This window comes from Pseudomonas syringae group sp. J254-4 (assembly GCF_032586855.1).
Taxonomy (GTDB): Bacteria; Pseudomonadota; Gammaproteobacteria; order Pseudomonadales; family Pseudomonadaceae; genus Aquipseudomonas; species Aquipseudomonas amygdali.
In genome coordinates, this window is record NZ_JAWHOO010000027.1 from 22,642 (window position 1) to 47,791 (window position 25,150).

Consider the following 25,150-nt stretch of genomic DNA (forward strand, 5'->3'; position numbering starts at 1 on the left):
CTGGCGGTTTGAGCTGAGTATAGAAGCTGTTTACAACCTGCCACCTCTACGAGCTGCCATTTTGATATTGACTCAATAACGAATAGTTATAAAAGGCCATCATGTCCCATGTGTAGTTACGAATGTTTACAGACAGATAGCGCTTCTGCTTCTAGATTGAAGTGACTGAGAGTCAAGGGATGGATGCCTTATGAACGCGCTCCAGGCTGAAAACGCTACTCAGGCTGCCAATGCCTGGCGAGCGTTGTTCCTGCTTTTTCTGGCCAATCTGTTCAACTTCTTTGATCGCACTATCCCGGCGATCATCGTCGAGCCCATTCGTCTGGAATGGCATTTGAGCGACTTTCAACTGGGGCTGCTGGGGACTGCGTTCACGCTGGTCTACGCTGTCGCCGGTCTGCCATTGGGGCGCATGGCCGATAACGGGTCGCGCAAGAAACTCATGGGCTGTGGTCTGGCGGTCTGGAGCGGGTTGACGGCGGTCAATGGCATGGTGGGCAGTTTCTGGACCTTCCTGCTGGTGCGCATGGGCGTCGGCATAGGTGAGGCCAGCTACGCGCCTGCTGCCAACTCGCTGATCGGTGATCTGTTTCCAGCCCATCGGCGTGCGCGGGCCATGGGGCTTTTCATGCTGGGTCTGCCGTTGGGTCTGCTACTGGCGTTCTTTACCATCGGCGCTATGGTCAAGGCGTTTGACAGCTGGCGGGCACCTTTCTTTATCGCTGCGGTTCCTGGTCTGTTGCTGGCTGTGTTCATCTTTTTCATCAAGGAGCCCAAGCGCGGCGCGGCTGAAAGCGTGCGGATGTCAGAGGCGAAGATTGAAAAGCCGATTCGCCGTGTGCTGTCGATTCCGACCTTTCGCTGGCTGGTGCTGGGCGGTCTGACCTTCAACTTTGCGACCTACGCCTGCAATTCATTCATGGTGCCGATGTTGCAGCGCTACTTTCTGCTGCCCTTGCAGGAAGCTGCGGTGGCGACCGGGGTTATCGTCGGCGTCACCGGGCTGATCGGTCTGACGCTTGGGGGCTGGATAGCCGACAAACTGCATCAGCGCTTTTCCAATGGACGGCTGTTGTTTGCGACCATCAGCATGTTGATCGCCGCTCTGGCCACAGGCTATGCGCTGCATGCAGGGCAGATCGGGATCGGCGTGTTCGTGGGTGTGTTCAGTCTGGGCTGGCTGTTCGCCTACAACTTCTACACCTGCGTTTACACCGCGATTCAGGACGTGATCGAGCCGCGCCTGCGGGCCACGGCCATGGCGCTGTTCTTTGCCGGGCTTTATTTGCTGGGTGGAGGGCTGGGGCCGGTGGTGGTCGGTTTGCTGTCTGATCACTTTGCCCACGCAGCGATGGGCGTTGCGGGTGTCGGAATGATGAGCGAAAGCTTCAAGGCCATCGGTTTGCACGATGCCATGTACCTGATCCCGGCAGCGCTGTTTCTGACCTTGCTGTTCCTGTATCAGGCTTCGCGCTGTTTCAGCCGGGATGCCGAGCGGATGAAGGCGAGAATGGCGGCTGACGAGCCGGTGGAAGAGCTGGCGCAGGGGATTGTCGTGGCCAGGCAGTGATTGCGCTGGTGCAAGACCGGACGCAGAGCGTCCAGAACGATAGTTAAGGTCATCGTTCCGCACGCTCCAGCGTGGGAATGCCGTGCGTGACGCTCCGCGTCACAAATCTGCGTCGCACCGCAAACGCAAGATCGGACGCGGAGCGTCGCACGATAGTTGAGGTTATCGTTCCGCACGCTCCAGCGTGGGAATGCCTTGCGTGACGCTCTGCGTCACAAATCTGCGCCACGCCGCAAACGCAAGACCGGACGCAGAGCGTCCAGAACGGCATGCGACGCAGAGCGACGCACGATAGTTGAGGTTATCGTTCCGCACGCTCCAGCGTGGGAATGCCGTGCGTGACGCTCTGCGTCAAAAATCTGCGCCACGCCGCAAACGCAAGACCGGACGCAGAGCGTCCAGAACGGCATGCGACGCGGAGCGACGCACGATAGTTAAGGTCATCGTTCCGCACGCTCCGCGTGGGAATGCTGTGCGTGACGCTCTGCGTCACAAAACTGCGCCGCGCCGCAAACACAAGATCGGACGCAGAGCGTCCAGAACGGCATGCGACGCAGAGCGTCGCACGATAGTTGAGGTTATCGTTCCGCACGCTCCAGCGTGGGAATGCCGTGCGTGAAGCTCCGCGTCACAAATCTGCGCCACGCCGCAAACGCAAGATCGGACGCAGAGCGTCCAGAAAGGCATGCGACGCAGAGCGACGCACGATAGTTGAGGTTATCGTTCCGCACGCTCCCGCGTGGGAATGCCGTGCGTGACGCTCTGCGTCACAAATCTGCGCCGCGCCGCAAACGCAAGATCGGACGCGGAGCGTCCAGAAAGGCATGCGACGCGGAGCGTCGCACGATAGTTGTATTGCCGTTCCGCACGCTCCGCGTGGGAATGCCGTGCGTGACGCTCTGCGTCACAGATGTGTGCCGCGCCGCAAACGCAAGATCGGACGCGGAGCGTCCAGAACGGCGTACCGACGCAGAGCGTCGGCACGATAGTCATCTAAAGGCTTATGGATAACGCGGAGCGTATCAAGGCTTCAGCCCGCTACCAGTACCCGGATCGCTTCCAGGCGCAGGGCTGCTTTTTCAAGCATGGCCAGGCCTTGTTCGCGCTGGGTGCGCAGGGCGACCAGTTCACTGTCGCGTACGGTCGGGTTGACCGCTTGCAATGCCGTCAGGCGAGCCAGTTCCTCTTCAGTATCGGCTGCCAGACGGCGCTGTGCTTCGGCCACGCGTTCTGCGTGTCTAGGGGTGATTTTCTCTTCGCCCGCATTGATTCTCGGGGTCAACTGGTCACGTTGTGCCTGGATAAACTTGTTGGCGCTGGCACGAGGTACGCTTTCGAGCTGATCGTTGAGGGTGTTGAACGACACACGGCTCGACAGATCGTTGCCATTGGCGTCGAGCAGGCAACGCAGCGCGGCGGGAGGCAGGTAGCGCCCCAGCTGCAACGAGCGAGGAGCAACCACTTCGCTGACGTAGATCAGTTCCAGCAGAACAGTGCCCGGCTTGAGCGCCTTGTTCTTGATCAGCGCCACGGCGGTGTTGCCCATCGAGCCGGACAGCACGAGGTCCATGCCGCCCTGAACCATAGGGTGCTCCCAGGTGATGAACTGCATGTCTTCGCGAGACAGCGCCTGATTGCGGTCGTAGGTGATGGTCACGCCTTCGTCGTCGCCGAGCGGGAAGCTGGCGTCGAGCATCTTCTCGCTTGGCTTGAGGATCAGGGCGTTTTCCGAATGGTCCTCGCTGTCGATGCCAAAGGCGTCGAACAGGGTTTCCATGTAGATCGGCAGGCTGAACTGGTCGTCCTGTTCCAGAATGGCTTCAACCAGCGCTTCGCCTTCGCCGGCACCGCCGGAATTGAGTTCCAGCAAGCGGTCGCGACCGGTGTGCAGTTCGCTTTCCAGACGCTCACGCTCGGTGCGGGCTTCGTCGATCAGGCCTTGCCACTCATCGTCATCACCGCTTTCCAGCAGCGGCAGCAGGCGCGGGCCGAACTGATGCTGCAGGGCGTTGCCGGTCGGGCAGGTATTGAGGAACGCATTGAGCGCCTCGTGATACCACTGGAACAGGCGTTCCTGTGGGCTGGTTTCCAGGAAAGGTACGTGCAGCTCGATGGTGTGTTTCTGGCCGATCCGGTCCAGACGCCCGATACGCTGCTCCAGCAGGTCCGGGTGCGATGGCAGATCGAACAGCACCAGATGGTGAGAGAACTGGAAGTTGCGGCCTTCACTGCCGATTTCCGAGCAGATCAAGACCTGAGCGCCGAATTCTTCGTCTGCAAAATAGGCCGCCGCACGGTCGCGCTCAAGGATGTTCATACCCTCGTGGAAGACCGTGGCTGGAATGCCGGAACGTACGCGCAGCGCGTCTTCCAGGTCCATGGCGGTTTCGGCGTGGGCACAGATGACCAGCACCTTGACGCGCTTGAGCATTTTTAGTGTGTCGATCAGCCAGTCGACGCGTGGGTCGAAGCGCCACCAGCGTTCTTCTTCGCTGACTTCCGACTGCGACTGGAAGCTGACTTCCGGGTAAAGATCGGCGTGTTCGCCAACCGGCAACTCAAGGTATTCCACAGGGCAGGGCAGCGGGTATTGATGCAGCTTGCGCTCCGGGAAGCCCTGCACGGCGGCACGGGTGTTGCGGAACAGCACGCGGCCGGTGCCGTGACGGTCCAGCAGTTCTCGAATCAGGCGCGCCTTGGCTTCGTCGTCGCCGGTATTCACGGCCGCCAGCAGGGAATCGCCTTCGGCACCCAGGAAGCCATGAATGGTTTTCTGTGCCGCAGCGGACAGCTTGCCCTTGTCGAGCAGCTCCTGAACGGCCTGAGCCACCGGACGGTAGTTCTCGCTTTCGGCGCGGAAGGCCTTGAGGTCGTGGAAGCGGTTCGGGTCCAGCAGGCGCAGGCGGGCGAAGTGGCTGTCCTGGCCCAGCTGTTCAGGGGTCGCGGTCAGCAGCAGCACGCCGGCAATGACTTCGGCCAGTTGCTCGACCAGAGAGTATTCGCGGCTGGCCTTGTCTTCGTGCCAGACCAGATGGTGGGCTTCGTCGACTACCATCAGGTCCCAGCCTGCCGCAAACAGGGCGTCCTGGGCTTTTTCGTCTTCGACCAGCCATTCCAGGGCAACCAGCGCAAGCTGGGTGTCTTCGAACGGGTTGCCGGCATCGCTTTCCATGAAGCGCTCGGCGTCGAACAGTGCGACCTGCAGGTTGAAGCGACGACGCATTTCTACCAGCCACTGGTGCTGGAGGTTTTCCGGGACCAGGATCAGCATGCGGCTGGCGCGCCCCGACAGCAATTGGCGGTGAATCACCAGACCGGCTTCGATGGTTTTACCCAGACCCACTTCGTCAGCCAGCAGAACGCGTGGCGCTATGCGGTCTGCGACTTCACGAGCGATGTGCAACTGGTGCGCAATGGGTTGCGCTCGCACGCCACCCAGGCCCCAGAGCGAGGACTGCAATTGGCGGCTGGTGTGCTCGAGCGTGTTGTAGCGCAACGAGAACCAGGACAACTGGTCGATCTGGCCGGCGAACAGACGGTCGGTTGCCAGGCGGAACTGGATGAAGTTTGACAGTTGGGTTTCCGGCAGTGTCACCACTTCGTTCTGCGCGTTCAGGCCGTGGTAGACCAGCAGGCCATCGACATCGTCGACTTCGCGTACGGTCATCTTCCAGTTTTCGAAATGTGTGATCACATCGCCCGGGGAGAAGCGCACGCGGGTCAGCGGCGCATTACGCAGTGCGTACTGACGTGTTTCGCCAGTGGCCGGATAGAGCACGGTCAACAAGCGGCCGTCCTGTGCCAGAACGGTGCCTAAACCCAGCTCGGCTTCGCTGTCACTAATCCAGCGTTGCCCCGGTTGATACTGCTGCGCCATGCTGCCTGTCTCCCGCTTGAAAAAGCTGAGTATGTTAACGGAACGCGCACCGAAGGCCAAAGGCAGCGTGAAAAAACTCATCTTCAGCGCTGGTAACCCATCGAATTTTTAGTTCCATGACACTAATTTCACTGTCAGCGGTCGAAAAAGATCTTATAAATATTTTCTGACTATTTTAGCCCGGTTCAAGTTGCCTCGTGCACGGCCGACACCCCGGTAAGAGGAGATAAAACCATGCTGCAACCTATGCTTCCGTTAAGTGTGGTGCCTGTGACATCACAGATGGACCCGGCCAAACGCATACCGGATATCCCGCCTGTCGCACCGGTGCAGCAAAGCTCCAACGAGACATCCATCGACCTGCGCAACGAAGATGCCGAACGCAGCGCCTTGTTGTTGCGTGAAGAACAGCAGCGTCAGCAACAGCAGCAGGGTCGAACCTCTGAAGAGGCCGAGGAATATCAGGGGCTGGTCGTTCCAGGGGATTCTCTGAACGCTGACAACACTGTCCCTGTGGTACCGCTCATCGACGACGAGCCGCGCCAGGGCCTCTGGGTGGATATTCAGATCTGATAAGCGGGAAAGCCCGGTTCTTCGCTGGTCATGGCCGCTGCGATTAAGCATTATTGGCACTGATTTCCAGTGTTCGAGAGCGGCAAGCCATGAGCGACGATGAAAAATTGATCGACCTGGGCGCAGAGCGCGCCAGGCGCGTTCACGATTTGAACGACAAACGCCTCAACGAAGTGCGCAATGCCTTCGAACAGGCAATGCCTTTAAGCAGCAAAAAGCCAAAGAAAAAGCCTAAAAAACGCTGATACTCCCTTTCTGCATCATTGATCTGGATCAAGGTGCCTCCGTGCAACCACGTTTAACCTGATGCCATCGAATACGGCGCAACACGACGACCAGCCAGTCGTCGCCAGCGCAGTATCGGCGGCACAAAAAAGAACGACTGGCCAGGGCCAGTCATTCTGTCAGTGAGCACGCAAGGCATTTCGGGCGACCCAGGTCGCCCTTTTTTTCGTCCGTATTTCAGTCCAGGCCTTTAGGCCACTGTTTTTGCGCCGGCATGAGTCAGGTTGTAGGCTTGGGCTTCTTCGGCTGTTTTCACGTCCCGGTTATAGCTCGGCGACCAGGCGGTCAGCGGTGATTTCTGGGTGAAACTGACGTTACTGCCGATGTCTTTGAAGTGGGCGTCGCCGTAGTCATCCAGCACGCCGGAGTTACTTGCCTTGTTGGAAACATCTACGCCTTTTGCGAAATAGTTGGACTGCGACAGAATCGTTGCATCCCCCGTCGCAGTGAAGCCGAGGTGGAATTTGTCGATGGAGTTGTTGTACACATGAAATTGTCCGTGACGCATCAGGCCTGGGGCCCGGACATCCAGGTTGCTGAAGACGTTGTTGGCAATGGTCATCTGCGGATAGCCCTTGTAGGCGGCTTTGGCAGCCGGAGAATCATCGGGCTGGCCCAGAATCACCCCATATTCGTTGTTCTGAAACTTTGAATTGGTCAGGCTGACTTTATCCGCCGTCCCGCCCACGTAGAGCAGCTTATCCAGCCCTTTGGGGTTCTGATCCTTGGTGCCGGTGTAGGTGTTCTGATCGATCCAGTACTTCTTGCCGTTGCTGATGAACATCTGCATGTCACCGTTTTCACGGTAACGGCTGTCGTGGTTGAAGTTGAGGTTCTGGAAAATATCGTTGCTCGCGGTTTTGCCACTGGCCAGATAGATGTTGTGCAGAGTGTTGCCCTTGTCGGTGCCCAGCAGGGTTTTGTTGGCTCCGAAATTGATGGTCACTTTGCTGTCGGCAGACAAGTTAGCTCCCAGACGCACCGTACGGGCGGTGTCGTCTTCCATATTTTCCTTGAGTTCCGCCACGGTATTCACAGTGACCACTTGGCCGCCGTTACCGCCGGTCGTGCCAGCGTCTTTGGCGAAACCCACAATGCCTGACATGTCCGCGCCCGGGCCGTGTGCGGCCGGTGTGGCGGGTTTTGCTGCTTTGACTGTGTTATCCGGCGTGGCGATGGTGGCCGTCGAGGTTTTCGGCAACGCAGGGTCATGGACCACTGCTGGTTTTACCGCATCGGGCCTGGTCGGTGTCTTGTCTGGAGGGACACTGCTTCGCTCGGCGGTGCGAGGGGCTGCGTGTGACGGTGGTGTTTGTGAAGGTGCTATTTGTGAAGGTGCAGCGGGCGTCGGCTCTGTATTTTTTTGCAGTGATACAGGTTTTTCTGATGGGTGATCGTTCTGCACCACAAAGGGTTTTTCTGCGTTGCCCTGAGGCGTCGAAGGCGACGATGAGGAAGAGGGCGATTGAGCGAGCGTCGGTGTCTGTTCGCGTTGAGTCTGTGCAGGCGGTGTAGCGTCCTGTTGCTGATTGCCGCGTAAAAGAGAGAACAGTTCCTTGAGGAAGCTACGAATGGCTGCCACCAGTTTGTTCAGTACCTGCTCACCGTTACCGCCCAGCATGTTTGAAGACGCGCTTGTATCAGTCGGCTGGACTCTGGAGCTTAGTGTGTTCAACGAGGAGTGCGGGCCGTTGGCCTGTTGTATCAGGCCGAAGTCGATCAGGTTGCTATTGTGGCCCGGCTTGATGCCCTGGCCTTGCGACTGCGCTTGATCAGTCTGTGCAGTGGCATCCTGCGCAGGAATCCCGGAGACGGGGTAATAGTTTCTGTTGATCATATTCATGGCTGATTTCCCCGCCTGTGGGATGAACAATTCGTGATCCGGATAGAGAGTGCCGCTGGTTTCCTGAGTGGAAAGCGCAGGAAAGCAGTTCCGGATGCATCATGAATTTTTTGTTCAAGCCACTGGCGAGTCTGGCGTACGCATTGTGTGGCGCACGCCCATGCGCGGTATCAGCCGAAGGTGATCTCGGGCAATACGGTCAGGTCGACGGTCTGCTGCTTGCGTGGGGCGAGGATCTCGGCTTCGCCGTCCACAACCAGCTCATCGTTCTGATTGAAAACGCGGGTTGCGATGCGCACTCGGAACTTTGGCAGTTTTTCCAGGATTTCCAGGCGCACAGTCAGGGTGTCGCCCAGTTTTACCGGTTTCTGGAAGGTCATCTGCTGACCGATGTAAATGGTGCCCGGCCCAGGCAGCTCGCACGCAACGGCCGCACTGATCAACGCGCCACTGAACATGCCGTGAGCGATGCGCTCCTTGAACATGGTCTTGGCGGCGTATTCGGCGTCCAGGTGAACCGGGTTGTGGTCGCCGGACATGGCGGCGAACAGTTGAATGTCACGCTCTTCCACAGTCTTGCTATAGCTGGCGGTCTGACCGACTTCAAGGGCTTCGTAAGGCGTGTTGGTGACTTGAGTCATGTGGCTGTCCTGACAATAAAAATGGATTGAAGCGGGCCGGTTCGTGCAATCCGACTTAGCCTTGATTTGTAACACTTGATGACCTGCCGCCGCCATTGCGCGGACAAGATCATTCAGACGCTTGCCGGGGCTGCCCGGATCACATTCAAGGCAAATAATAAGCGAATGTCATGAGAATACTGCTGTTGCGGTATCGAGAGCCTGTTGATTAGCGGGCCGCCTGCAATTGGCAGTGTATCGTCGTCGGCAGATTTCAGTCTGAACGGAGGCAAGATTCATGCTGCTGATGACGCTCGGCCGATTATTTGCCTGAGACGTTTTAACTGCTAACGTCGGGCCAGGCCTACGCAGGGAAGAGGATAAAAATAATGCAAAGTGATTTCTGGGATGACAAGCGTCCGGCAGGTGTTGACTCCGAGGTGGACTTACAGACCTATCAGTCGGTCATTGAGTTATTTGAGCGCTGCTGCAGAAAGTTTGCCGACCGACCCGCATTCAGCAATATGGGCGTGACCCTGACCTACGCCGAACTTGAGCGTCACTCTGCCGCCTTCGCAGGTTATCTGCAGCAGCACACACAACTGGTGCCGGGTGACCGTATTGCCGTACAGATGCCCAACATCCTGCAATACCCGATTGCCGTATTTGGTGCGATGCGCGCCGGCCTGATCGTGGTCAACACCAATCCGTTGTACACCGCACGCGAGATGCGCCATCAATTCAAGGACTCTGGTGCCAAGGCGCTGGTGTACCTCAACCTGTTCGGCAAGCTGGTGCAGGAAGTGCTCCCCGACACTGCAATTGAACACCTGATCGAAGTGAAGATGGGCGACATGCAGTCACCTGCCAAGGGGTGGCTGGTCAATACCATCGTCGACAAGGTCAAAAAGCTGGTCCCGCCATTCCATTTGCCCCAGGCCGTCGGCTTCAAGCGTGCGCTTCGCCTGGGGCGTGATAGCCGGATGCAGGTCGTGCCGCGAGGTCTGGACGACGTTGCCGTGCTGCAATACACCGGCGGCACCACGGGGCTGGCCAAGGGCGCGATGCTCACTCACGGTAATCTGGTCGCCAACATGCAACAAGTCTATGCCTGCATGCGCCAGCAGCGTCCCGAAGGCGGCTCGCTGTTTGAGGAGGGCACAGAGGTAATGATCGCGCCGTTGCCGCTTTATCACATCTATGCATTCACGGCGAACTGCATGTGCATGATGATCAGCGGCAATCACAACATCCTGATTACCAACCCTCGCGATATTGGCGGCTTCATCAAGGAGCTGGGCAAGTGGAAGTTCACCGCCATGATCGGCCTTAACACACTGTTCGTGGCGCTCATGAACCATCCGCAGTTCAGGAGTCTGGATTTCTCGGCGCTGAAAAGCACCAATTCCGGCGGTACTGCGCTGGTCAAGGCCACGGCCGAGCGCTGGGCGCAGATCACTGGTTGCACAATCGTTGAAGGTTATGGCCTGACCGAGACTTCGCCTGTCGCCAGTGCCAATCCTTACGGTGCTCTGGCTCGTCTGGGTACGGTCGGTATTCCGGTGCCGGGCACTGCGATGAAGGTTATTGACGACGACGGTGCCGAATTGCCCTTCGGCGAGCGAGGCGAGCTGTGTATCCAAGGGCCGCAGGTCATGAAGGGCTACTGGAACCAGCCGGCTGCCACCGCCGAGTCACTGGATGCGCAAGGCTGGTTCAAGACTGGTGACATTGCGGTGATTGGTGCCGACGGATTCGTCAGTATTGTCGACCGCAAGAAAGACCTGATCATCGTGTCCGGCTTCAACGTATACCCCAACGAAATCGAAGACGTGGTCATGGCCCACCCGAAAGTCGCCAACTGCGCCTGTATCGGTGTGCCGGACGAGCGTTCGGGGGAGGCTGTAAAGCTGTTTGTGGTGGCGCGCGAGCCGGGGTTGAGCATTGAAGAGCTCAAGGCCTTCTGCAAGGAGAATTTCACGGCTTACAAGGTGCCCAGGCATATTGTCCTGCGGGAATCGTTACCGATGACGCCGGTAGGCAAGATTCTGCGCCGGGAGCTTCGTGACATCGCCTGAGTCACCTAATCGTCTCTATTTGTGTACATGACCCCGCTTGCAGACTGCTGCATGCGGGGTCTTGTTTTTTGAAAAACCCTTAATTATGGGGGGCGACCGCTCTGTTCTGGTGCTTTCAAGGTAATAATAAATATCCTTTTAAAGTTTTAAAAATGACTTATTTTTTGTTTATGGTCTGTTTGGTGACTGTTCGGCCTTCTTATGCCTCTGGTCGACGTTTGGCAAAGCTGCTACTCTCGGCGCGCTTTTTGATCAGTCATAAAGCGAAAAAAGCGTCTACTGCATAATTCCAAGCACAAGAAAATCATCGCTTCAGGCGATGTGAAGAATTCGCTATCGCTACGGAGCCGACTGAATGATTGAAAACTTCTGGAAGGACAAATATCCGTCTGGTATCCCCGCCGATATCAACCCTGACGAATATCCCAATGTCCAGGCTGTCCTGAAGCTGTCCTGCCAACGCTTCGCCGACAAACCGGCGTTCAGCAATCTGGGCAAGACCATCACCTACGGCGAACTGTATGAGCTGTCCGGCGCGTTCGCTGCCTGGATCCAGCAACATACCGACCTGCAGCCGGGTGATCGCATCGCCGTGCAGTTACCCAACCTGTTGCAGTACCCGATTGCCGTCTTTGGTGCCATTCGCGCCGGGCTGATCGTGGTCAACACCAACCCGCTGTACACCGCGCGGGAAATGGAACACCAGTTCAACGACTCCGGCGCCAAGGCGCTGGTGTGTCTGGCAAACATGGCGCACCTGGCCGAAAAGGTCGTGCCCAAAACGCAGATCAAGCATGTCATCGTTACTGAAGTGGCCGACATGCTGTCGCCGCTCAAGCGGTTGCTGATCAACAGCGTCATCAAATACGTGAAGAAAATGGTCCCGGCCTATCACTTGCCCAAAGCCGTCAAATTCAACGATGTGCTCGGCAAGGGGCGTGGCCAGCCAGTGACCGACGTGTCGCCCGGCAGCGTCGATGTTGCTGTGCTGCAATACACCGGCGGCACCACCGGCGTGGCCAAGGGCGCAATGCTGACTCATCGCAACCTGATCGCCAACATGCTGCAGTGTCGGGCGCTGATGGCTTCAAACCTTGGCGAAGGGTGTGAAATCATAATCACGCCGCTGCCGCTGTATCACATCTACGCCTTCACCTTTCATTGCATGGCGATGATGCTGCTCGGCAATCACAACATCCTCATCAGCAACCCGCGTGATCTGCCGGCGATGGTCAAGGAGCTTTCGAAATGGAAGTTCAGCGGCTTTGTCGGCCTTAACACGCTGTTTGTGGCCTTGTGCAATAACGAGGGTTTCCGCAATCTCGACTTTTCGGCGTTGAAAGTTACCCTGTCCGGCGGCATGGCCTTGCAGCAGTCCGCTGCCGAACGCTGGAAGCAGGTCACTGGCTGCCAGGTCTGCGAAGGCTATGGCATGACCGAGACCAGCCCGGTGGCTACGGTCAACCCCGCTAAAGACGTGCAGATGGGCACCATCGGTATTCCTGTGCCGTCGACGCTGTGCAAGGTTATCGACGATGCTGGCAACGAGCTGGCGTTCGGTGAAACCGGCGAGCTGTGCATCAAGGGCCCTCAGGTCATGAAAGGCTACTGGCAGCGCCAGGAAGCTACCGATGAAATGCTCGACAGTGATGGCTGGCTCAAGACCGGTGACATCGCGATCATCCAGCCCGATGGCTACATCCGGATTGTCGATCGCAAGAAAGACATGATTCTGATCTCCGGTTTCAACGTATACCCCAACGAACTGGAAGACGTGCTGGCGACACTTCCCGGCGTGCTTCAATGCGCGGCCATCGGCGTACCGGACGAGAAATCGGGCGAGACCATCAAGGTTTTCGTCGTGGCCAAGCCGGGCGTTACCCTCACCAAGGAACAGGTCATGGAGCACATGCGCGCCAACCTGACCGGCTACAAGGTGCCGCGCAGCGTGGAATTCCGGGAGGTCCTGCCCACCACCAACGTCGGCAAGATCCTGCGTCGCGAGCTGCGTGATGAGGAATTGAAGAAGCTGGGCGTGAAGAAGTAGGGTTTTATTTAGCGCGCGCCTATCGTTACCGTAAGTCTTGCTGACTCTCATGCCAATGCCCCGCATTGGCATGCAGCTTGTAATGCAAGGAGCGACTCAAGGAGACAGCCTGTCCTTGGCCGCGTCGTAGATATCCCCGCGCTCGCGCTTGCCTACTGCGACTACGGTCACTACTACCCGATCCTCTTCAACTCGATAGACGAGTCTGTATCCCGCGCTGCGCAGCTTGATTTTGTAGTGGTCTGGCATGCCATGAAGCGCATCTCCTGCAATTCTGGGTAGTCCGAGTCGTTCCAGCAGCTTTTTCTTGAGCTGAGCACGAACGGTATGACCCAGTTTTTTCCACTCTTTCAATGCTGAAGGCAGGAACTCGAGCTTAAAGGTCATCGATATCTACCGATACCGGCTTTTCATGTTGGCGAGACTTGATCAGGTCGGCCAGATCAAGGTCATCAAGCCTCTCCATCATTGCTTCAAATACCTCGGCAGGCACCATGTACCCCATGACTTTATTGTGATTGAGCACCGCTACGGGCAAACCATGAGCGCCACTCAGGACGGCCGAAGGATTTTTCTTGAGTTCAGAAACGCTGACCGCTACGTCCGCAAGTATGCTTTGCATAATTTAGTACTCCATTTAGGGTATTATTTTGGTCTTTTTGTGGTTGTCAGCGCAAGAGCAGAATTGATGCGTCATGACCGCAATGGATAGCCTGACACTCAGGCCATTCGTCACGACCCGCCACAATCTGCGACAATCCGCACCTGCCATTTGAAAAAAGACCCTGCACGCCTGATGACCGACGAATCGCCCTCTATCGACCAACTTCTGAAAAACCTCGACCAGGCGATGATCAGCGAACGTCATCGCCTGCGCCGTCAGTTGCATGACCTGCGCAAAAAGCCTGACGAGGCGAAGCTGGCGCAGTGGGTAGCGCGGGTTCAGGCCTCCTGTGCGCAGGTGACGGCGCGGCGTGAGAGCGTGCCGACGATCCGTTATGACGACAACCTGCCCATCGCCGCCAAGCGCGACGAGATCAAGGAGGCCTTGCTCAAGCACCAGGTGCTGATCATTGCCGGTGAGACCGGCTCCGGCAAGACCACCCAATTGCCGAAAATCTGCCTGGAAATCGGTCGTGGTCAGCACGGTCTGATCGGCCATACCCAGCCGCGCCGGATTGCCGCACGCAGCGTGGCCAGCCGGGTGGCCGATGAGCTGGGCACGCCGCTGGGCGCTCTGGTCGGTTATCAGGTGCGCTTTGAAGATCAGAGCGACAGCAACACACTGATCAAACTCATGACCGACGGTATTCTGCTGGCCGAAACCCAGCATGACCGCTTCCTTGAACGCTACGACACGATCATCGTCGACGAAGCTCATGAACGCAGTCTGAACATCGACTTCCTGCTCGGTTACCTGAAAACCCTGCTGCCACGTCGCCCGGACCTGAAGGTCATCATCACCTCCGCGACCATCGACCTGCAGCGCTTTTCCGAGCACTTCAACGATGCGCCGGTGATCGAAGTGTCCGGTCGTACCTTCCCTGTCGACCTCTGGTACCGCCCGCTGACCAGCGAGCAGGACGAGGAAGGCAACAGCGTCGAAGAAGACCTGACAGTCGATCAGGCCATTCTGGCCACGCTGGATGAGCTGGCGGCCTTTGAGCGTAGCGAGCGCAAGAGCCCGGGTGACGTGCTGGTGTTTCTGCCCGGCGAACGCGAGATTCGCGATGCCGCCGAGGTACTGCGCAAGGCGCAGCTCAGGCACACCGAAATTCTGCCGCTGTACGCACGCCTTTCGCCTGCCGAACAGCAGCGTATCTTTCAGTCCCATCCAGGTCGTCGTGTGGTGCTGGCCACCAACGTTGCGGAAACCTCGCTGACCGTGCCGGGCATCCGCTACGTGATCGATACCGGTACTGCACGTATCAGCCGCTATAGCTATCGCGCGAAGGTCCAGCGCCTGCCGATCGAAGCCGTGTCGCAGGCCAGCGCCAACCAGCGCAAAGGCCGGTGCGGGCGTGTCGAGCCCGGTTTATGCGTGCGTCTGTACAGCGAAGAAGATTTCAACGGTCGACCTGAATTCACCGACCCCGAGATACTGCGCACCAACCTGGCAGCGGTTATCCTGCAGATGCTGCACCTGCGTCTGGGCGAGATCACCGATTTCCCGTTCATCGAGCCGCCGGATGGCAAGGCGATCAGCGACGGCTTCAACCTGTTGCAGGAGCTGTCGGCAGTCAATCGCGAAAATCAGCTGACCCCGCTGGGCCGTCAGCTGGCGCGCCTGCCTGTAGACCCGCGCATGGGCCGCATGCTTCTGGAAGCTGCGAAGCAGGGCAGCCTGCAGGAAGTGTTGATCGTGGCCAGTGCCATGTCCGTGCAGGATGTGCGTGAGCGTCCACCTGAGCGTCAGCAGGCGGCTGATCAGGCCCATGCGCAATGGAAAGACGCCGACTCGGACTTCGCCGGGCTGGTCAATCTGTGGCGCGGTTTTGAAGAGCAGCGCCAGACCCTGACGGCCAGCCCGCTGCGTAACTGGTGCCGGCGCAATTTTCTGAATTACCTGCGCCTGCGCGAGTGGCGTGATTCTCATCGGCAGTTGAGCCTGATCTGTCGCGATCTGCAACTGACGGTCAACAAGGAACCGGCCGATTACCCGAAATTTCACAAGGCCATTCTCTCCGGCCTGCTGAGCCAGATCGGGCAAAAGGCCGAAGAGGGTGACTACCTTGGTGCACGGCAGCGGCGCTTCTGGATTCACCCGTCTTCCGGGCTGGGCAAGAAGCGCCCGCAGTGGTTGATGACCGCCGAGCTGGTGGAAACCACCAAGCTGTACGCGCGCATGGTGGCCAAGATCGATTCGGACTGGATCGAGCCGCTGGCTGGCCACCTGATCAAGAAAAATCATTTCGAGCCGCACTGGGAGAAGAAGCGCGGGCAGGTCGTAGCGTTCGAGCAGATCACCCTGTTCGGCCTGATCGTGGTTGGTCGCCGTCCGGTGCATTACGGGCCGATTGACCCGGTGGTGTCGCGCGAGCTGTTCATTCGCGAAGGCCTGGTGCGCGGTGACATCCTGTCGCGGGCCAAATGCCTGAGTGCCAATACCCGCCTGCTGGAACAACTCGATGAGCTGGAGGCCAAAGCTCGACGTCGCGATATTCTGGCTGACGAAGACACCTTGTTCAGCTTCTATGAGGCGCGAATCCCGGCCGAGATTCATCAGACGGCCACGTTCGACAGTTGGTACAAGACCGAAAGCCAGAAGAACCCGCAACTGCTGATCATGCGCGAAGAGGATGTGCTGGCCCGCGAGGCCAGTGAAGTTACCGCCGCGCAGTATCCGGATACCTTGCACCTGGGCGACCTCAGTCTGTCGCTGAGTTACCACTTCGAGCCCAACCACCCACGTGACGGCGTGACCTTGCGCGTCCCTGCGCCCCTGTTGCTGTCGCTGCCTGCCGAGCGCCTGGAGTGGCTGGTGCCTGGCTTGCTCGAGTCCAAGAGCATTGCGCTGGTGCGCAACCTGCCCAAGGCGGTGCGCAAGAACTTCGTGCCGGTCCCGGATTTCATCAAGGCCGCTTTGCAACGTATTACCTTCGGCGAGGGCTCATTGCCCCAGGCGCTGGGGCGTGAGCTTCTGCGCATGACCGGCGTGCGGGTCAGCGACGAGGGCTGGGCCGAAGCCGCGCAGCAGCTTGAAGGCCACCTGAAGATGAACCTGGAAATCGTCGATGGCAGTGGCAAGTTTCTCGGTGAGGGGCGTGATCTGGCCGAGCTGACGGCGCGCTTTGCCGAGGCGAGCCAGGCCGCACTGGCCGTACCTCAAACCGCGAAAAGCCAGCAGCCGGTGCAGGCCAAGGCCTTTGCTGCGGTGGCGCAAAAGACTCAGCAGAACATCGCCGGGTTGTCGATGACGGTTTATCCCGCGTTGGTCGAAGAGGGCGGAGCGGTCAAGGAAGGCCGGTTCTCCACGCAGGCCGAAGCTGAATATCAGCATCGCCGTGCGTTGCAGCGTTTGCTGCTGCAACAGCTGGCTGAACCGGCGAAGTTTCTGCGTAACAAACTGCCGGGGCAGACCGAGCTGGCCTTGTTGCACCGCGAGCTGGGCCGCATCGATGCGCTGATCGAGGACATCCTGCTGGCTAGCCTCGACAGTTGCGTACTGGAAGGCGAGGCCGAGCTGCCGCGCGACGGTGCCGGTCTGTTGTCACTGGCTGAGCGCAAGCGCGCCGACTGGACCGAGCATGCCGAGCGGTTGGCGAAGCTGACACTGGAAATCCTCAAGCTGTGGCACGGTCTGCAAAAGCGCTTCAAAGGCAAGATTGACCTGTCGCAGGCGGTTGCCCTCAACGATATCAAGGCACAACTGAGCAAGCTGGTGTACCCCGGTTTCGTGCGTGAAACCCCGGCGGTGTGGCTTAAGGAAATGCCGCGTTACCTGAAGGCTATCGAGATGCGTCTGGAAAAACTGCCAGGTCAGGTGCAGAAAGACCGGGTATGGAGCATCGAGCTGGCAGGCCTGTGGACGCAATACCAGGCACGTGCCGACAAGCACGCTCAGGAAGGCAAGCGTGACCCGGAACTGGCGTTGTATCGCTGGTGGATGGAGGAATACCGCGTGTCGCTGTTCGCTCAGCAGTTAGGCACCAAAATGCCGGTGTCGGACAAACGGTTGAGCAAGCAGTGGAGTCAGGTGGAGGGCTGATCCTGCGTCGGCCCTCAGTACAGTCAATTGCCGCTATCGGGCCTATATTCATTGGCCCGATAGCGCCAAAACCGGGCTCTGTGGCACACTCCGCGCCTGTCTTCACCGTGTCATGAAATGCTGCTCTCTGTTGCGGGCAGCTTTTACAGTCGCACTGGTACGTTGGTCCCAAAAACAGTGGGCCTCCGGAAACCGTGCCTGAGCAGGTGTTTACCTGCAACTCAATAAGAGAGGAACGACCGTGCACAACGTCGTCATCAGCGGCACAGGCTTGTTTACCCCGGCCAACAGCATCTTCAACGAAGAGCTGGTGCAGTCTTTCAATGCCTATGTCGCACAGTTCAACAGCGACAACGCAGCGGCTATCGAACGTGGTGAAGTGGAAGCACTCAGTGAATCCAGCGCCGCGTTCATCGAAAAAGCATCGGGCATCAAAAGCCGCTTTGTCATGGACAAGCAAGGCATTCTCGACCCGCAGCGCATGAAGCCCAACCTGCCGGAGCGCGGCAATGATGAATGGTCGATCCTCTGCCAGATGGGGGTTGCTGCGGCCGAACAGGCTTTGCAACGTGCAGGCAAAACCGCTGCCGACATCGACGGTGTAATCGTTGCCTGCTCCAACCTGCAGCGCGCCTATCCGGCGATTTCCATCGAGATTCAGGAAGCGCTGGGTATCGCGGGCTATGGTTTCGACATGAATGTGGCCTGCTCTTCGGCGACCTTCGGCATTCAGGCGGCTTGCAACAGCGTGCAGCTGGGTCAGGCCCGCGCCTTGCTGGTGATCAGCCCGGAAATTTGCACCGCGCACCTTAATTTCCGTGATCGTGACAGCCATTTCATCTTCGGCGACGGGGCCACAGCCGTTGTGGTCGAGCGTGCAGACCTCGCCACCTCGCCTTACCAGTTCGATATCGTCAGCACCCGTTTGCTGACCAAATTCTCCAACAACATCCGCAACAATTTCGGTTTCCTCAACCGTACCTCGGACGAGGGCCAGAATGCGCCGGACAAGCTGTTCGTGCAGGAAGGCCGCAAGGTGTTCCGCGAGGTCTGCCCGATGGTCGCCGAGCTGGTCGCTGCGCATTTGCAGGACAACGACATCAACATCACTGACGTCAAACGCTTCTGGCTGCATCAGGCCAACCTGAGCATGAACCAGTTGATCGTCAAGAAACTGCTGGGTCGCGATGCCACGGTCGAGGAAGCGCCGGTGATTCTCGACACTTATGGCAATACCAGCTCGGCAGGCTCGGTCATTGCGTTTCATACCTATCAGGATGACTTGGCCAAGGGCGCGCTCGCCGTGCTCAGCTCGTTCGGTGCCGGTTACTCGATTGGCAGCGTGATTCTGCGCAAGCGCTGATAGCGCTTTATGGGCAGCGTCTGGATATCAGACGCTGCCTGTCATATCCCGTTATGTCACCTGCACCCCGGCGGATCTTTATCGTGTTGGCTTTTTCCGAAGCCATCACGGGTATCGATCATGTTCAACGCCTACACCACGCCTGAAACGCCAGTCTCGCCTGGTTCCCTGTCTGCCTCACGACAACTCGACTCTGCGCCATTCGACGTGGAGCATCCAAATGCCGGATTTATCAGAGGCAACCTGCCTGACTGGTATTTGAACGCACCGGCGACCTTGCGCCAGGCACTGCACGCCAGTCATCAGAAAACCCTGCGTTCCACCCATGCGCTTGGGCCCGTTCGCAATCGCCTTTTATCAGCACAAGCATTCGCAGCGCCTCTGCTGACGCAAGCGTTTTTCGAACGCTTCGAACTTCCATTGGATGTCGAAGCCTTTCAGCTGATGACCTGGCGTTACGACAGTTCCTGGAGGCCGAATCCTCTTGAACAGACGCTGTTGCAGGCCGCCTTGCAGAACTTCGCCTCCAGTAACCGAAGCCGCTTCGATCCGTACTCGGCAATACTTCGTACTGGAGGCCTGCGTTACTGGCTGATCGACAGTGCTCAGCGCAGGTACAAGGTGGAATACAAGGACCGTCTTGATATCGACCTTGAGCAATTCGCTGATTTTTGTCATGAACTGGATCTTGGTGGCCAGTATCAGACGCATCTGGACAGTGTATTCAAACCTTCCACGCCAGACGCTGCGAAAGCGGTTGCTGCTGTTTTTATCGACGGTGAGCGCGATGCTGTCGAGGTGCTTGCGCACATTGCCATGATGAAGGGTGATGTCAGCGAAGCCGCTTACCAGATGCTGTTGAGCGTAGTGAAGCCCGACGTCCATGCGCAATGGGGGGGCAGGGGGTTGCGCTATTGTCAGTTGCATATGCTCGATACCTACGCTTTTTCGGGCTGCCTGTTGCACGGGGCTTTGCTGATTCAGCAGGAGATTGCTGACCCTGACAGTGGGCCTTGTCTTGTCTATATGCCTTCAGAGCCGTCACACCCGCTCAAACAGTTCGCGTCACTCAGGGCCTTCAACGACAGCCTCGTGGCAGCGCTCGACAGTGACAGTTACAGGCGCTATTTCAGCCGCTTCGTCAGGCTTGACCAAAGTCCGGAATTCTTTGCGAAGCTGAAATCGCGGCTCTACCCGGTCCAGGAGCACACGCTGGACGTCAATGCCGACCTGGTGTTGCAGGCGCAGCCATTTTCGAAGCCCCCGTTCGAGTTGCTTTACGACCACCTGCTGGCCAAAACCTACGGCGATTCACGGACCATAGCGGTGCCGTCTGCGCAGGCTGATCAGCTAGCCAGGGATGCGCTGCTCGACAACCTGAAAAACAGTGGCATGGACATACTCAATGCGGCCGGGCTCTTTGTGCCTGTGCTGGGTGAAGTCATGGCCGTGGTTGCTCTCTATCAGCTTGTCCGCGAAGCGTTCGTTGCCTACGAAGACTGGACGCACGGGGAAGTGGAAGAGGCCATGCAACATGTTTACAACATCGCGGAAAACGTCGCTCAGACAGTGGTAGTGGGCAGCGCCATTGGCGCGCTCAATCGGCTGGAACCGTCGATGTTTATCGAAAGCCTGGTGCAGAAGAGGGTGGATGGATCGGTTCGTCTTGGAAAGCCAACTGTTGACGGTTATGCGGATACGATTACGTTGCCTGACGGTTTGCGTGCCAATCCGCTGGGACTTTACGAATTCGACAGCAAGACGTGGCTGCCAATGAGCGGCAAGCTGTACCGCGTTGAAGCAGACGCAACCGGAAAAAACTGGCGTATCAGGCACCCGCAGGATCAGCACGCCTACTCGCCTAAGCTTGAACACAACGGGGCCGGTGCCTGGCGTCACGAGTGGGAAACCCCCATGGGCTGGGATGAAGTCACGGCATTCAGGCGGCTTAATGTGACGTGTAATGCGTTCACCGAAGAAGAGATCTCGCGGGTCTTGAGCATTACGGGCAGCAACGAGGCTTTGTTGCGTCAGATACATGTCGAAAGTCACCCGCTTCCGGCTCTGCTGAGAGATGCCATCCAGCGCATGGAAATCGAGCGGGGCTTGCAAGCCTGCATAGAAGCCCTCAAGGCAGAAGAGTCTTCGCCAGTGCCTGTCACTCATATCGAGCCATGGATGAAGCTGCTGGTGTCGTCGCCGCGCTGGCACAAGAGCCGAGGGTTGTTAGTGTTAGACGCAGACGGAACCATGCTCGACGCCTGGAACGTGGGGGCGCATATGACATTTTCATCCAGTGTCGTGGGCGCGACAGAAGACCTCACGCAGGCGCTCGGCCAATTGCTGGAAGGGCTGACACCCGATGAAGTCAGTCATCTGACGGGAACCAGCGGTGCAGATAAAACTTCGCAGGTTCAAGGTTTCAAACGTTATCTGGCCGACTGTGCGCAACTTCACATGGGGCCGTTGCTTGACGAGGTTTATGCCCTGCACAACCGCAGCAGTGAGCCGCTGGTCAAGCTGATTCAACGCGATTTCAGCAGTGTGCCGGACAGCATCGCTTTGGAACTCATCGAGATGGCGAGCGATGCAGACACCGCACGGATGACCTCGGAAAAACGCATCCCTCTTGAGCTTGCCGAGCATGCTCGTGAGTATCAGCAGCAACTGCGGATAAACAGGGCCATCGAAGGCTTCTACCGACGCTCGTCGGGCAATCCGGACACCTGTGCGGCTGCGCTTGGCATGTTGCCGTACACGCCGGGCTGGCGTGGCGACGTTTCAATCGATCTGCTCAAAGACACGCTGGAGGGCGATGAGATCGCGAGCCTTGAAAGTGACCAGGCGACTGTCGTGCATCGGGTTCTGATCCGAACCGAAGAGGTATTTCAGCCCTTCAATCAGTTGGGTGAGTCTATAGGTGAGGCCGGTCAGAGCTTTTTCAGTGCTCTGCTCAACGCGCTTCCTGATGAGGTGCGTGTCAACATCGAGTTGCCAGTGAATGCGGATGAGCAGCACCTGCGCAGTCTTTTGTGTCGTATCGCCTCTGACAGACGCGAGCGGATAGCGGAAATCCTGCAGTTGCAGCCGATCAAGCCGGGCATCAAATGGCCGCAACGACTGCACGATGGCCGTGTGGGGTATCCCCTGAGTGGACGTTTGCGTGGCCTCTTCCGCAGGCTCGGCATTGGTGCGCCCAGCCACTCGCCGGAGCTTGCGGTAAAAAGCCTGTATCCGGATTTTTCCGAAGAGCAGGTTACGACGTTTCTTCAGGCGCTGCGTGCAGAGCACACAGGTTCTGCCTCGCAATTGACGAACTTTGTTCGACAAAGGCTGCAAGGCCTCGCTCAGGAACTGAGCACTTTGCAAACCAGCCTGGACAGTTGGGTACTGCAAGCTGAGCCCTCGTCAATGCTTAGACCGAGGGCAATCGCGGCGTTGCGAATTCGCAACTGCTGGAGGCGCCTGAGCGCTCACTGCAGAAACTATCAGGGTGAGTTTTTGGGGTATTCGCTTGATCTGGAGGGTCTACGCATAGGAAACATGCCGCAGGTATTGGCTGACTTCAGTCATGTGGCGGTTTTAAACGCTCGAAACATGCGGCTTACCCATTCACAGGCTGATGTATTACTTAAGCATTTCAGCAACCTGCATTCATTGAGCCTGGATTTCAATGCGCTGCAATCCCTGCCAGAGTCGATAGGGCGGATGACTCAACTCAGAGAGTTGTCACTCAGACACAACCCGCTGGTCTGGACCGACCAGTGCAACGCCGGTTTGCGCAATCTGAGCCGACTGGAAGTTCTGGACCTCAGTTTTTGCTCGCTTGGGCGGAGCACGCGGCTGAGTCCGCTCAACGCACTGCGCATGCTTTTTTTACGATCTACAGGTATTGAAAGGGTGCCAGAGTGGAACTGGCGCAGTTCTGATCTGATGCTTCTCGACCTTCGTGACAACCATATCTCGGACATAACTACCCAGGCGCTCGCCCTTATTGATCGCTCCCTCAGCGATAATCGTCTGAATATACATTTGAATGGTAATCCGCTGAGTGTGCAGACGCATGAACGGATCAGAGTGCTGCGTGAGCAAAGGTATCAGTCACGTTTGGGGATCAGCCATAACCGCTTGTTGCATCAGGAAACGCCTGCCCTTAAGACCTGGCTTGGCGGTGCGAGTGGTGAGCAACTGGCTGCACGGACAGAGCTTTGGCATAACGTGCAGGACTGTTCCGGTTCTACGGATTTTTTTCAGGTGCTGAGCGACCTGACCACTTCAGCAGACTTTTTCAACGATCGTAAAGCGCTCACGACACGGGTCTGGACGATGATGGAAGCGGCTGCTGAAAATGGGGAGCTGCGTCGGCAATTGTTTGATCTTGCCGCCCATCCTCAAACCTGTGGCGATGGTCTGGCGTTAGTATTCGGGGACATGGAAGTTCGCGTTGGGGTGTTCGCGATTACGTCATCCACGCCGGAAGCCGCACGGCCACTGGAGCTGTTCAAGATGACCCGCAGTCTCGACCGTCTCGATGAGGTGGAAAAAATTGCCCGTCGCGATATTGCTCTTAGGATGACAAGCAATAAAACGGTAGATGAAGCCGAAGTACGACTGGCCTATCGAACGGGTTTGCAGGTACGGCTTGGATTGGCCAGCCGGTCCAGATCCATGCTGTTCAGGACTCTGGCGGGGGTGAGTGACGCCGATCTGGATTCCGCCTACCGCGAGATAATTGCGCGTGAAAGTACTCCTGCGTTTTTCGAGTCACTGATTGCCAGGGAGTTCTGGATGGATTATTTGGAAATCCGCTACGCCCACGAGTTTGAGCCGGTAAAGCGCCCTTTTGCTGAGCGTCTCGCCGTTCTGGATGAGCTGTCGCCGGACATGCAATCCGATCAACAATACCTTGACCGGGTAAAACAGATCACCAAGGAACGCATGCGTGCGATCAAGGCGTGTGCGATCAAACTTTCCATACAGCTCTCGGACGCTGTGAACGCAGGGCCTCAATAAGAGATACTCTCCATAACGCCTGACAATCCGGGGAATCTGCATGCCCGTTCACGTTATCGACAACCTAAGCACCGTTGCGCCTGCTCAATGGGACGCACTGGTGCCGGGCAATCAGCCGTTCCTGCGGCATGCCTTTCTCAGCGCGCTGGAAGACAGCGGCAGCCTCGGGCCACGCTCCGGTTGGCGTGCCGAACATGTGCTGCACTACGAAAACGATCAACTGGTTGCGGCATTGCCGGCCTACCGGAAGTGGCACTCGTACGGCGAATACGTGTTCGATCACGCCTGGGCAGATGCTTGCCGCCGCGCTGGAATCGCCTATTACCCCAAACTGTTGGTAGCGGTGCCGTTCAGCCCGGTCGGCGGCTCACGCATTCTGAGTGCAACGCCTCAAGGCGGCATGGAGCTACTCAGCGAGCTGCCGGCCTATCTGCAGAGTGAGGGGCTGTCGAGCGCCCATGTGAACTTCACCGACCCGGCTGCCGATGCCTTGCTTGAGTCGCAACCGGGCTGGCTGCAGCGCTTTGGTTGTCAGTTTCATTGGCGTAACCGGGGCTACCGCGACTTTCAGGACTTTCTGGACGCATTGAGTTCGCGCAAGCGCAAGCAGATGCGCAAGGAGCGTGAACAGGTAGCCGGGCAGGGCATCGAGTTTGAATGGCTAGAAGGCGCGCAGATGAGCGAAGTGCTGTGGGACTTCGTCTATGCCTGCTATTCCAATACCTACGAAATTCGCGGGCAGGCGCCATACCTGACACGCGAATTCTTCAGCCTGCTGGCCGAGCGCATGTCCGAATCGATCCGCGTGGTCATCGCCTTGCAGGGCTCACGGCCTGTGGCGATGGCTTTCAGCCTGATCGGTGACGATAGTTTCTACGGGCGCTACTGGGGTTGCCTGGCCGAGTTTGACCGACTGCACTTCGAGACCTGTTTCTATCAGGGCATGGACTACGCCATCGCCCATGGTCTGCAACGATTCGATGCCGGCGCTCAAGGTGAGCATAAATTGATTCGTGGCTTCGAACCGCAGATCACCCGGTCATGGCATTACCTGATGCACCCAGGGTTGAAAGACGCGGTCAGCGAGTTTCTCGAGCAGGAACGCGTCGGCGTACTGGCGTATGCCGACGAGGCGAGGAGTGCGTTGCCGTATCGGCAGGTGGAGTAGCGGAG

The 25,150-nt window shown here is 57.9% G+C and carries 14 protein-coding genes; 9 read left to right on the forward strand and 5 right to left on the reverse strand.

The window, feature by feature from the left end; translation table 11 throughout:
* The first annotated feature begins 190 nt into the window (after positions 1-190).
* Positions 191-1,570: a spinster family MFS transporter gene (locus RYB09_RS23830; protein ID WP_122280409.1), complete on the forward strand. Its 1,380-nt coding sequence runs from the start codon at positions 191-193 to the stop codon at positions 1,568-1,570.
* A gap of 1,030 nt (positions 1,571-2,600) precedes the next feature.
* Here RYB09_RS23830 and rapA read toward each other — a convergent pair.
* A complete protein-coding gene (gene rapA / locus RYB09_RS23835; protein ID WP_122280431.1) occupies positions 2,601-5,447 on the reverse strand; it encodes an RNA polymerase-associated protein RapA in 2,847 nt (948 codons plus the stop codon).
* A 234-nt stretch (positions 5,448-5,681) separates the two neighbouring features.
* Between rapA and RYB09_RS23840 the strand changes: the two genes are divergently transcribed.
* Both RYB09_RS23840 and RYB09_RS23845 read left to right on the forward strand, forming a co-directional pair.
* Entirely contained in the window at positions 5,682-6,020 is a 339-nt protein-coding gene (locus tag RYB09_RS23840) for an aspartate-semialdehyde dehydrogenase (protein WP_122280408.1), read from the forward strand.
* A gap of 89 nt (positions 6,021-6,109) precedes the next feature.
* Complete coding sequence (locus RYB09_RS23845; protein ID WP_005743242.1) at positions 6,110-6,265, forward strand: hypothetical protein; 156 nt, start codon at positions 6,110-6,112, stop codon at positions 6,263-6,265.
* A 230-nt stretch (positions 6,266-6,495) separates the two neighbouring features.
* Here RYB09_RS23845 and RYB09_RS23850 read toward each other — a convergent pair whose 3' ends face one another.
* Positions 6,496-8,148, reverse strand: coding sequence for a type III helper protein HopAK1 (locus RYB09_RS23850; protein ID WP_122280407.1), 1,653 nt, complete (start codon positions 8,146-8,148; stop codon positions 6,496-6,498).
* 170 nt (positions 8,149-8,318) lie between these two features.
* Complete coding sequence (locus RYB09_RS23855) at positions 8,319-8,789, reverse strand: MaoC family dehydratase (RefSeq protein WP_005743244.1); 471 nt, start codon at positions 8,787-8,789, stop codon at positions 8,319-8,321.
* Between the two features lie 368 nt (positions 8,790-9,157).
* On the opposite strand from RYB09_RS23855, the gene fadD2 reads away from it, so the two are divergent.
* Both fadD2 and fadD1 read left to right on the forward strand, forming a co-directional pair.
* On the forward strand, positions 9,158-10,846 hold the full coding sequence (gene fadD2, locus RYB09_RS23860) for a long-chain-fatty-acid--CoA ligase FadD2 (RefSeq protein WP_122258856.1): 1,689 nt from the start codon (positions 9,158-9,160) through the stop codon (positions 10,844-10,846).
* 355 nt (positions 10,847-11,201) lie between these two features.
* Complete coding sequence (gene fadD1, locus RYB09_RS23865; RefSeq protein WP_058408531.1) at positions 11,202-12,893, forward strand: long-chain-fatty-acid--CoA ligase FadD1; 1,692 nt, start codon at positions 11,202-11,204, stop codon at positions 12,891-12,893.
* A 96-nt stretch (positions 12,894-12,989) separates the two neighbouring features.
* On the opposite strand, the gene RYB09_RS23870 is transcribed toward fadD1, so the two are convergent.
* Both RYB09_RS23870 and RYB09_RS23875 read right to left on the reverse strand, forming a co-directional pair.
* On the reverse strand, positions 12,990-13,280 hold the full coding sequence (locus tag RYB09_RS23870) for a type II toxin-antitoxin system RelE family toxin (protein WP_058400096.1): 291 nt from the start codon (positions 13,278-13,280) through the stop codon (positions 12,990-12,992).
* Positions 13,270-13,515 carry a type II toxin-antitoxin system Phd/YefM family antitoxin gene (locus RYB09_RS23875; protein WP_058400097.1) on the reverse strand — a complete coding sequence of 82 codons (246 nt, stop codon included), beginning with the start codon at positions 13,513-13,515 and terminating at the stop codon, positions 13,270-13,272. The genes RYB09_RS23870 and RYB09_RS23875 overlap by 11 nt, the downstream gene beginning before the upstream one ends.
* Before the next feature lie 174 nt (positions 13,516-13,689).
* Between RYB09_RS23875 and hrpA the strand changes: the two genes are divergently transcribed.
* The 4 genes from hrpA to RYB09_RS23895 all read left to right on the forward strand — a co-directional run bounded on the left by hrpA (position 13,690) and on the right by RYB09_RS23895 (position 25,145).
* Positions 13,690-17,601 (forward strand): ATP-dependent RNA helicase HrpA, encoded by a 3,912-nt coding sequence (hrpA, locus tag RYB09_RS23880; protein ID WP_058408530.1) that lies wholly within the window; start codon positions 13,690-13,692, stop codon positions 17,599-17,601.
* A 241-nt stretch (positions 17,602-17,842) separates the two neighbouring features.
* Entirely contained in the window at positions 17,843-18,964 is a 1,122-nt protein-coding gene (locus RYB09_RS23885; RefSeq protein WP_316890532.1) for a beta-ketoacyl-ACP synthase III, read from the forward strand.
* 120 nt (positions 18,965-19,084) lie between these two features.
* Positions 19,085-23,977 carry an NEL-type E3 ubiquitin ligase domain-containing protein gene (locus tag RYB09_RS23890; protein WP_316890534.1) on the forward strand — a complete coding sequence of 1,631 codons (4,893 nt, stop codon included), beginning with the start codon at positions 19,085-19,087 and terminating at the stop codon, positions 23,975-23,977.
* 40 nt (positions 23,978-24,017) lie between these two features.
* On the forward strand, positions 24,018-25,145 hold the full coding sequence (locus RYB09_RS23895) for a GNAT family N-acetyltransferase (RefSeq protein ID WP_316890537.1): 1,128 nt from the start codon (positions 24,018-24,020) through the stop codon (positions 25,143-25,145).
* The last annotated feature ends 5 nt before the right edge of the window (positions 25,146-25,150 follow it).

What these genes read in the sequence shown, in the direction of transcription:
- hrpA (WP_058408530.1), top strand. Translation starts at nt 13,690, where the DNA reads ATGACCGACGAATCGCCCTCTATCGACCAACTTCTGAAAAACCTCGAC.
- RYB09_RS23890 (WP_316890534.1), top strand. Translation starts at nt 19,085, where the DNA reads ATGTTCAACGCCTACACCACGCCTGAAACGCCAGTCTCGCCTGGTTCC.
- RYB09_RS23875 (WP_058400097.1), bottom strand. Translation starts at nt 13,515, where the DNA reads ATGCAAAGCATACTTGCGGACGTAGCGGTCAGCGTTTCTGAACTCAAG.
- RYB09_RS23855 (WP_005743244.1), bottom strand. Translation starts at nt 8,789, where the DNA reads ATGACTCAAGTCACCAACACGCCTTACGAAGCCCTTGAAGTCGGTCAG.
- RYB09_RS23870 (WP_058400096.1), bottom strand. Translation starts at nt 13,280, where the DNA reads ATGACCTTTAAGCTCGAGTTCCTGCCTTCAGCATTGAAAGAGTGGAAA.
- fadD1 (WP_058408531.1), top strand. Translation starts at nt 11,202, where the DNA reads ATGATTGAAAACTTCTGGAAGGACAAATATCCGTCTGGTATCCCCGCC.
- fadD2 (WP_122258856.1), top strand. Translation starts at nt 9,158, where the DNA reads ATGCAAAGTGATTTCTGGGATGACAAGCGTCCGGCAGGTGTTGACTCC.
- RYB09_RS23840 (WP_122280408.1), top strand. Translation starts at nt 5,682, where the DNA reads ATGCTGCAACCTATGCTTCCGTTAAGTGTGGTGCCTGTGACATCACAG.
- RYB09_RS23895 (WP_316890537.1), top strand. Translation starts at nt 24,018, where the DNA reads ATGCCCGTTCACGTTATCGACAACCTAAGCACCGTTGCGCCTGCTCAA.
- RYB09_RS23850 (WP_122280407.1), bottom strand. Translation starts at nt 8,148, where the DNA reads ATGAATATGATCAACAGAAACTATTACCCCGTCTCCGGGATTCCTGCG.
- rapA (WP_122280431.1), bottom strand. Translation starts at nt 5,447, where the DNA reads ATGGCGCAGCAGTATCAACCGGGGCAACGCTGGATTAGTGACAGCGAA.
- RYB09_RS23830 (WP_122280409.1), top strand. Translation starts at nt 191, where the DNA reads ATGAACGCGCTCCAGGCTGAAAACGCTACTCAGGCTGCCAATGCCTGG.
- RYB09_RS23845 (WP_005743242.1), top strand. Translation starts at nt 6,110, where the DNA reads ATGAGCGACGATGAAAAATTGATCGACCTGGGCGCAGAGCGCGCCAGG.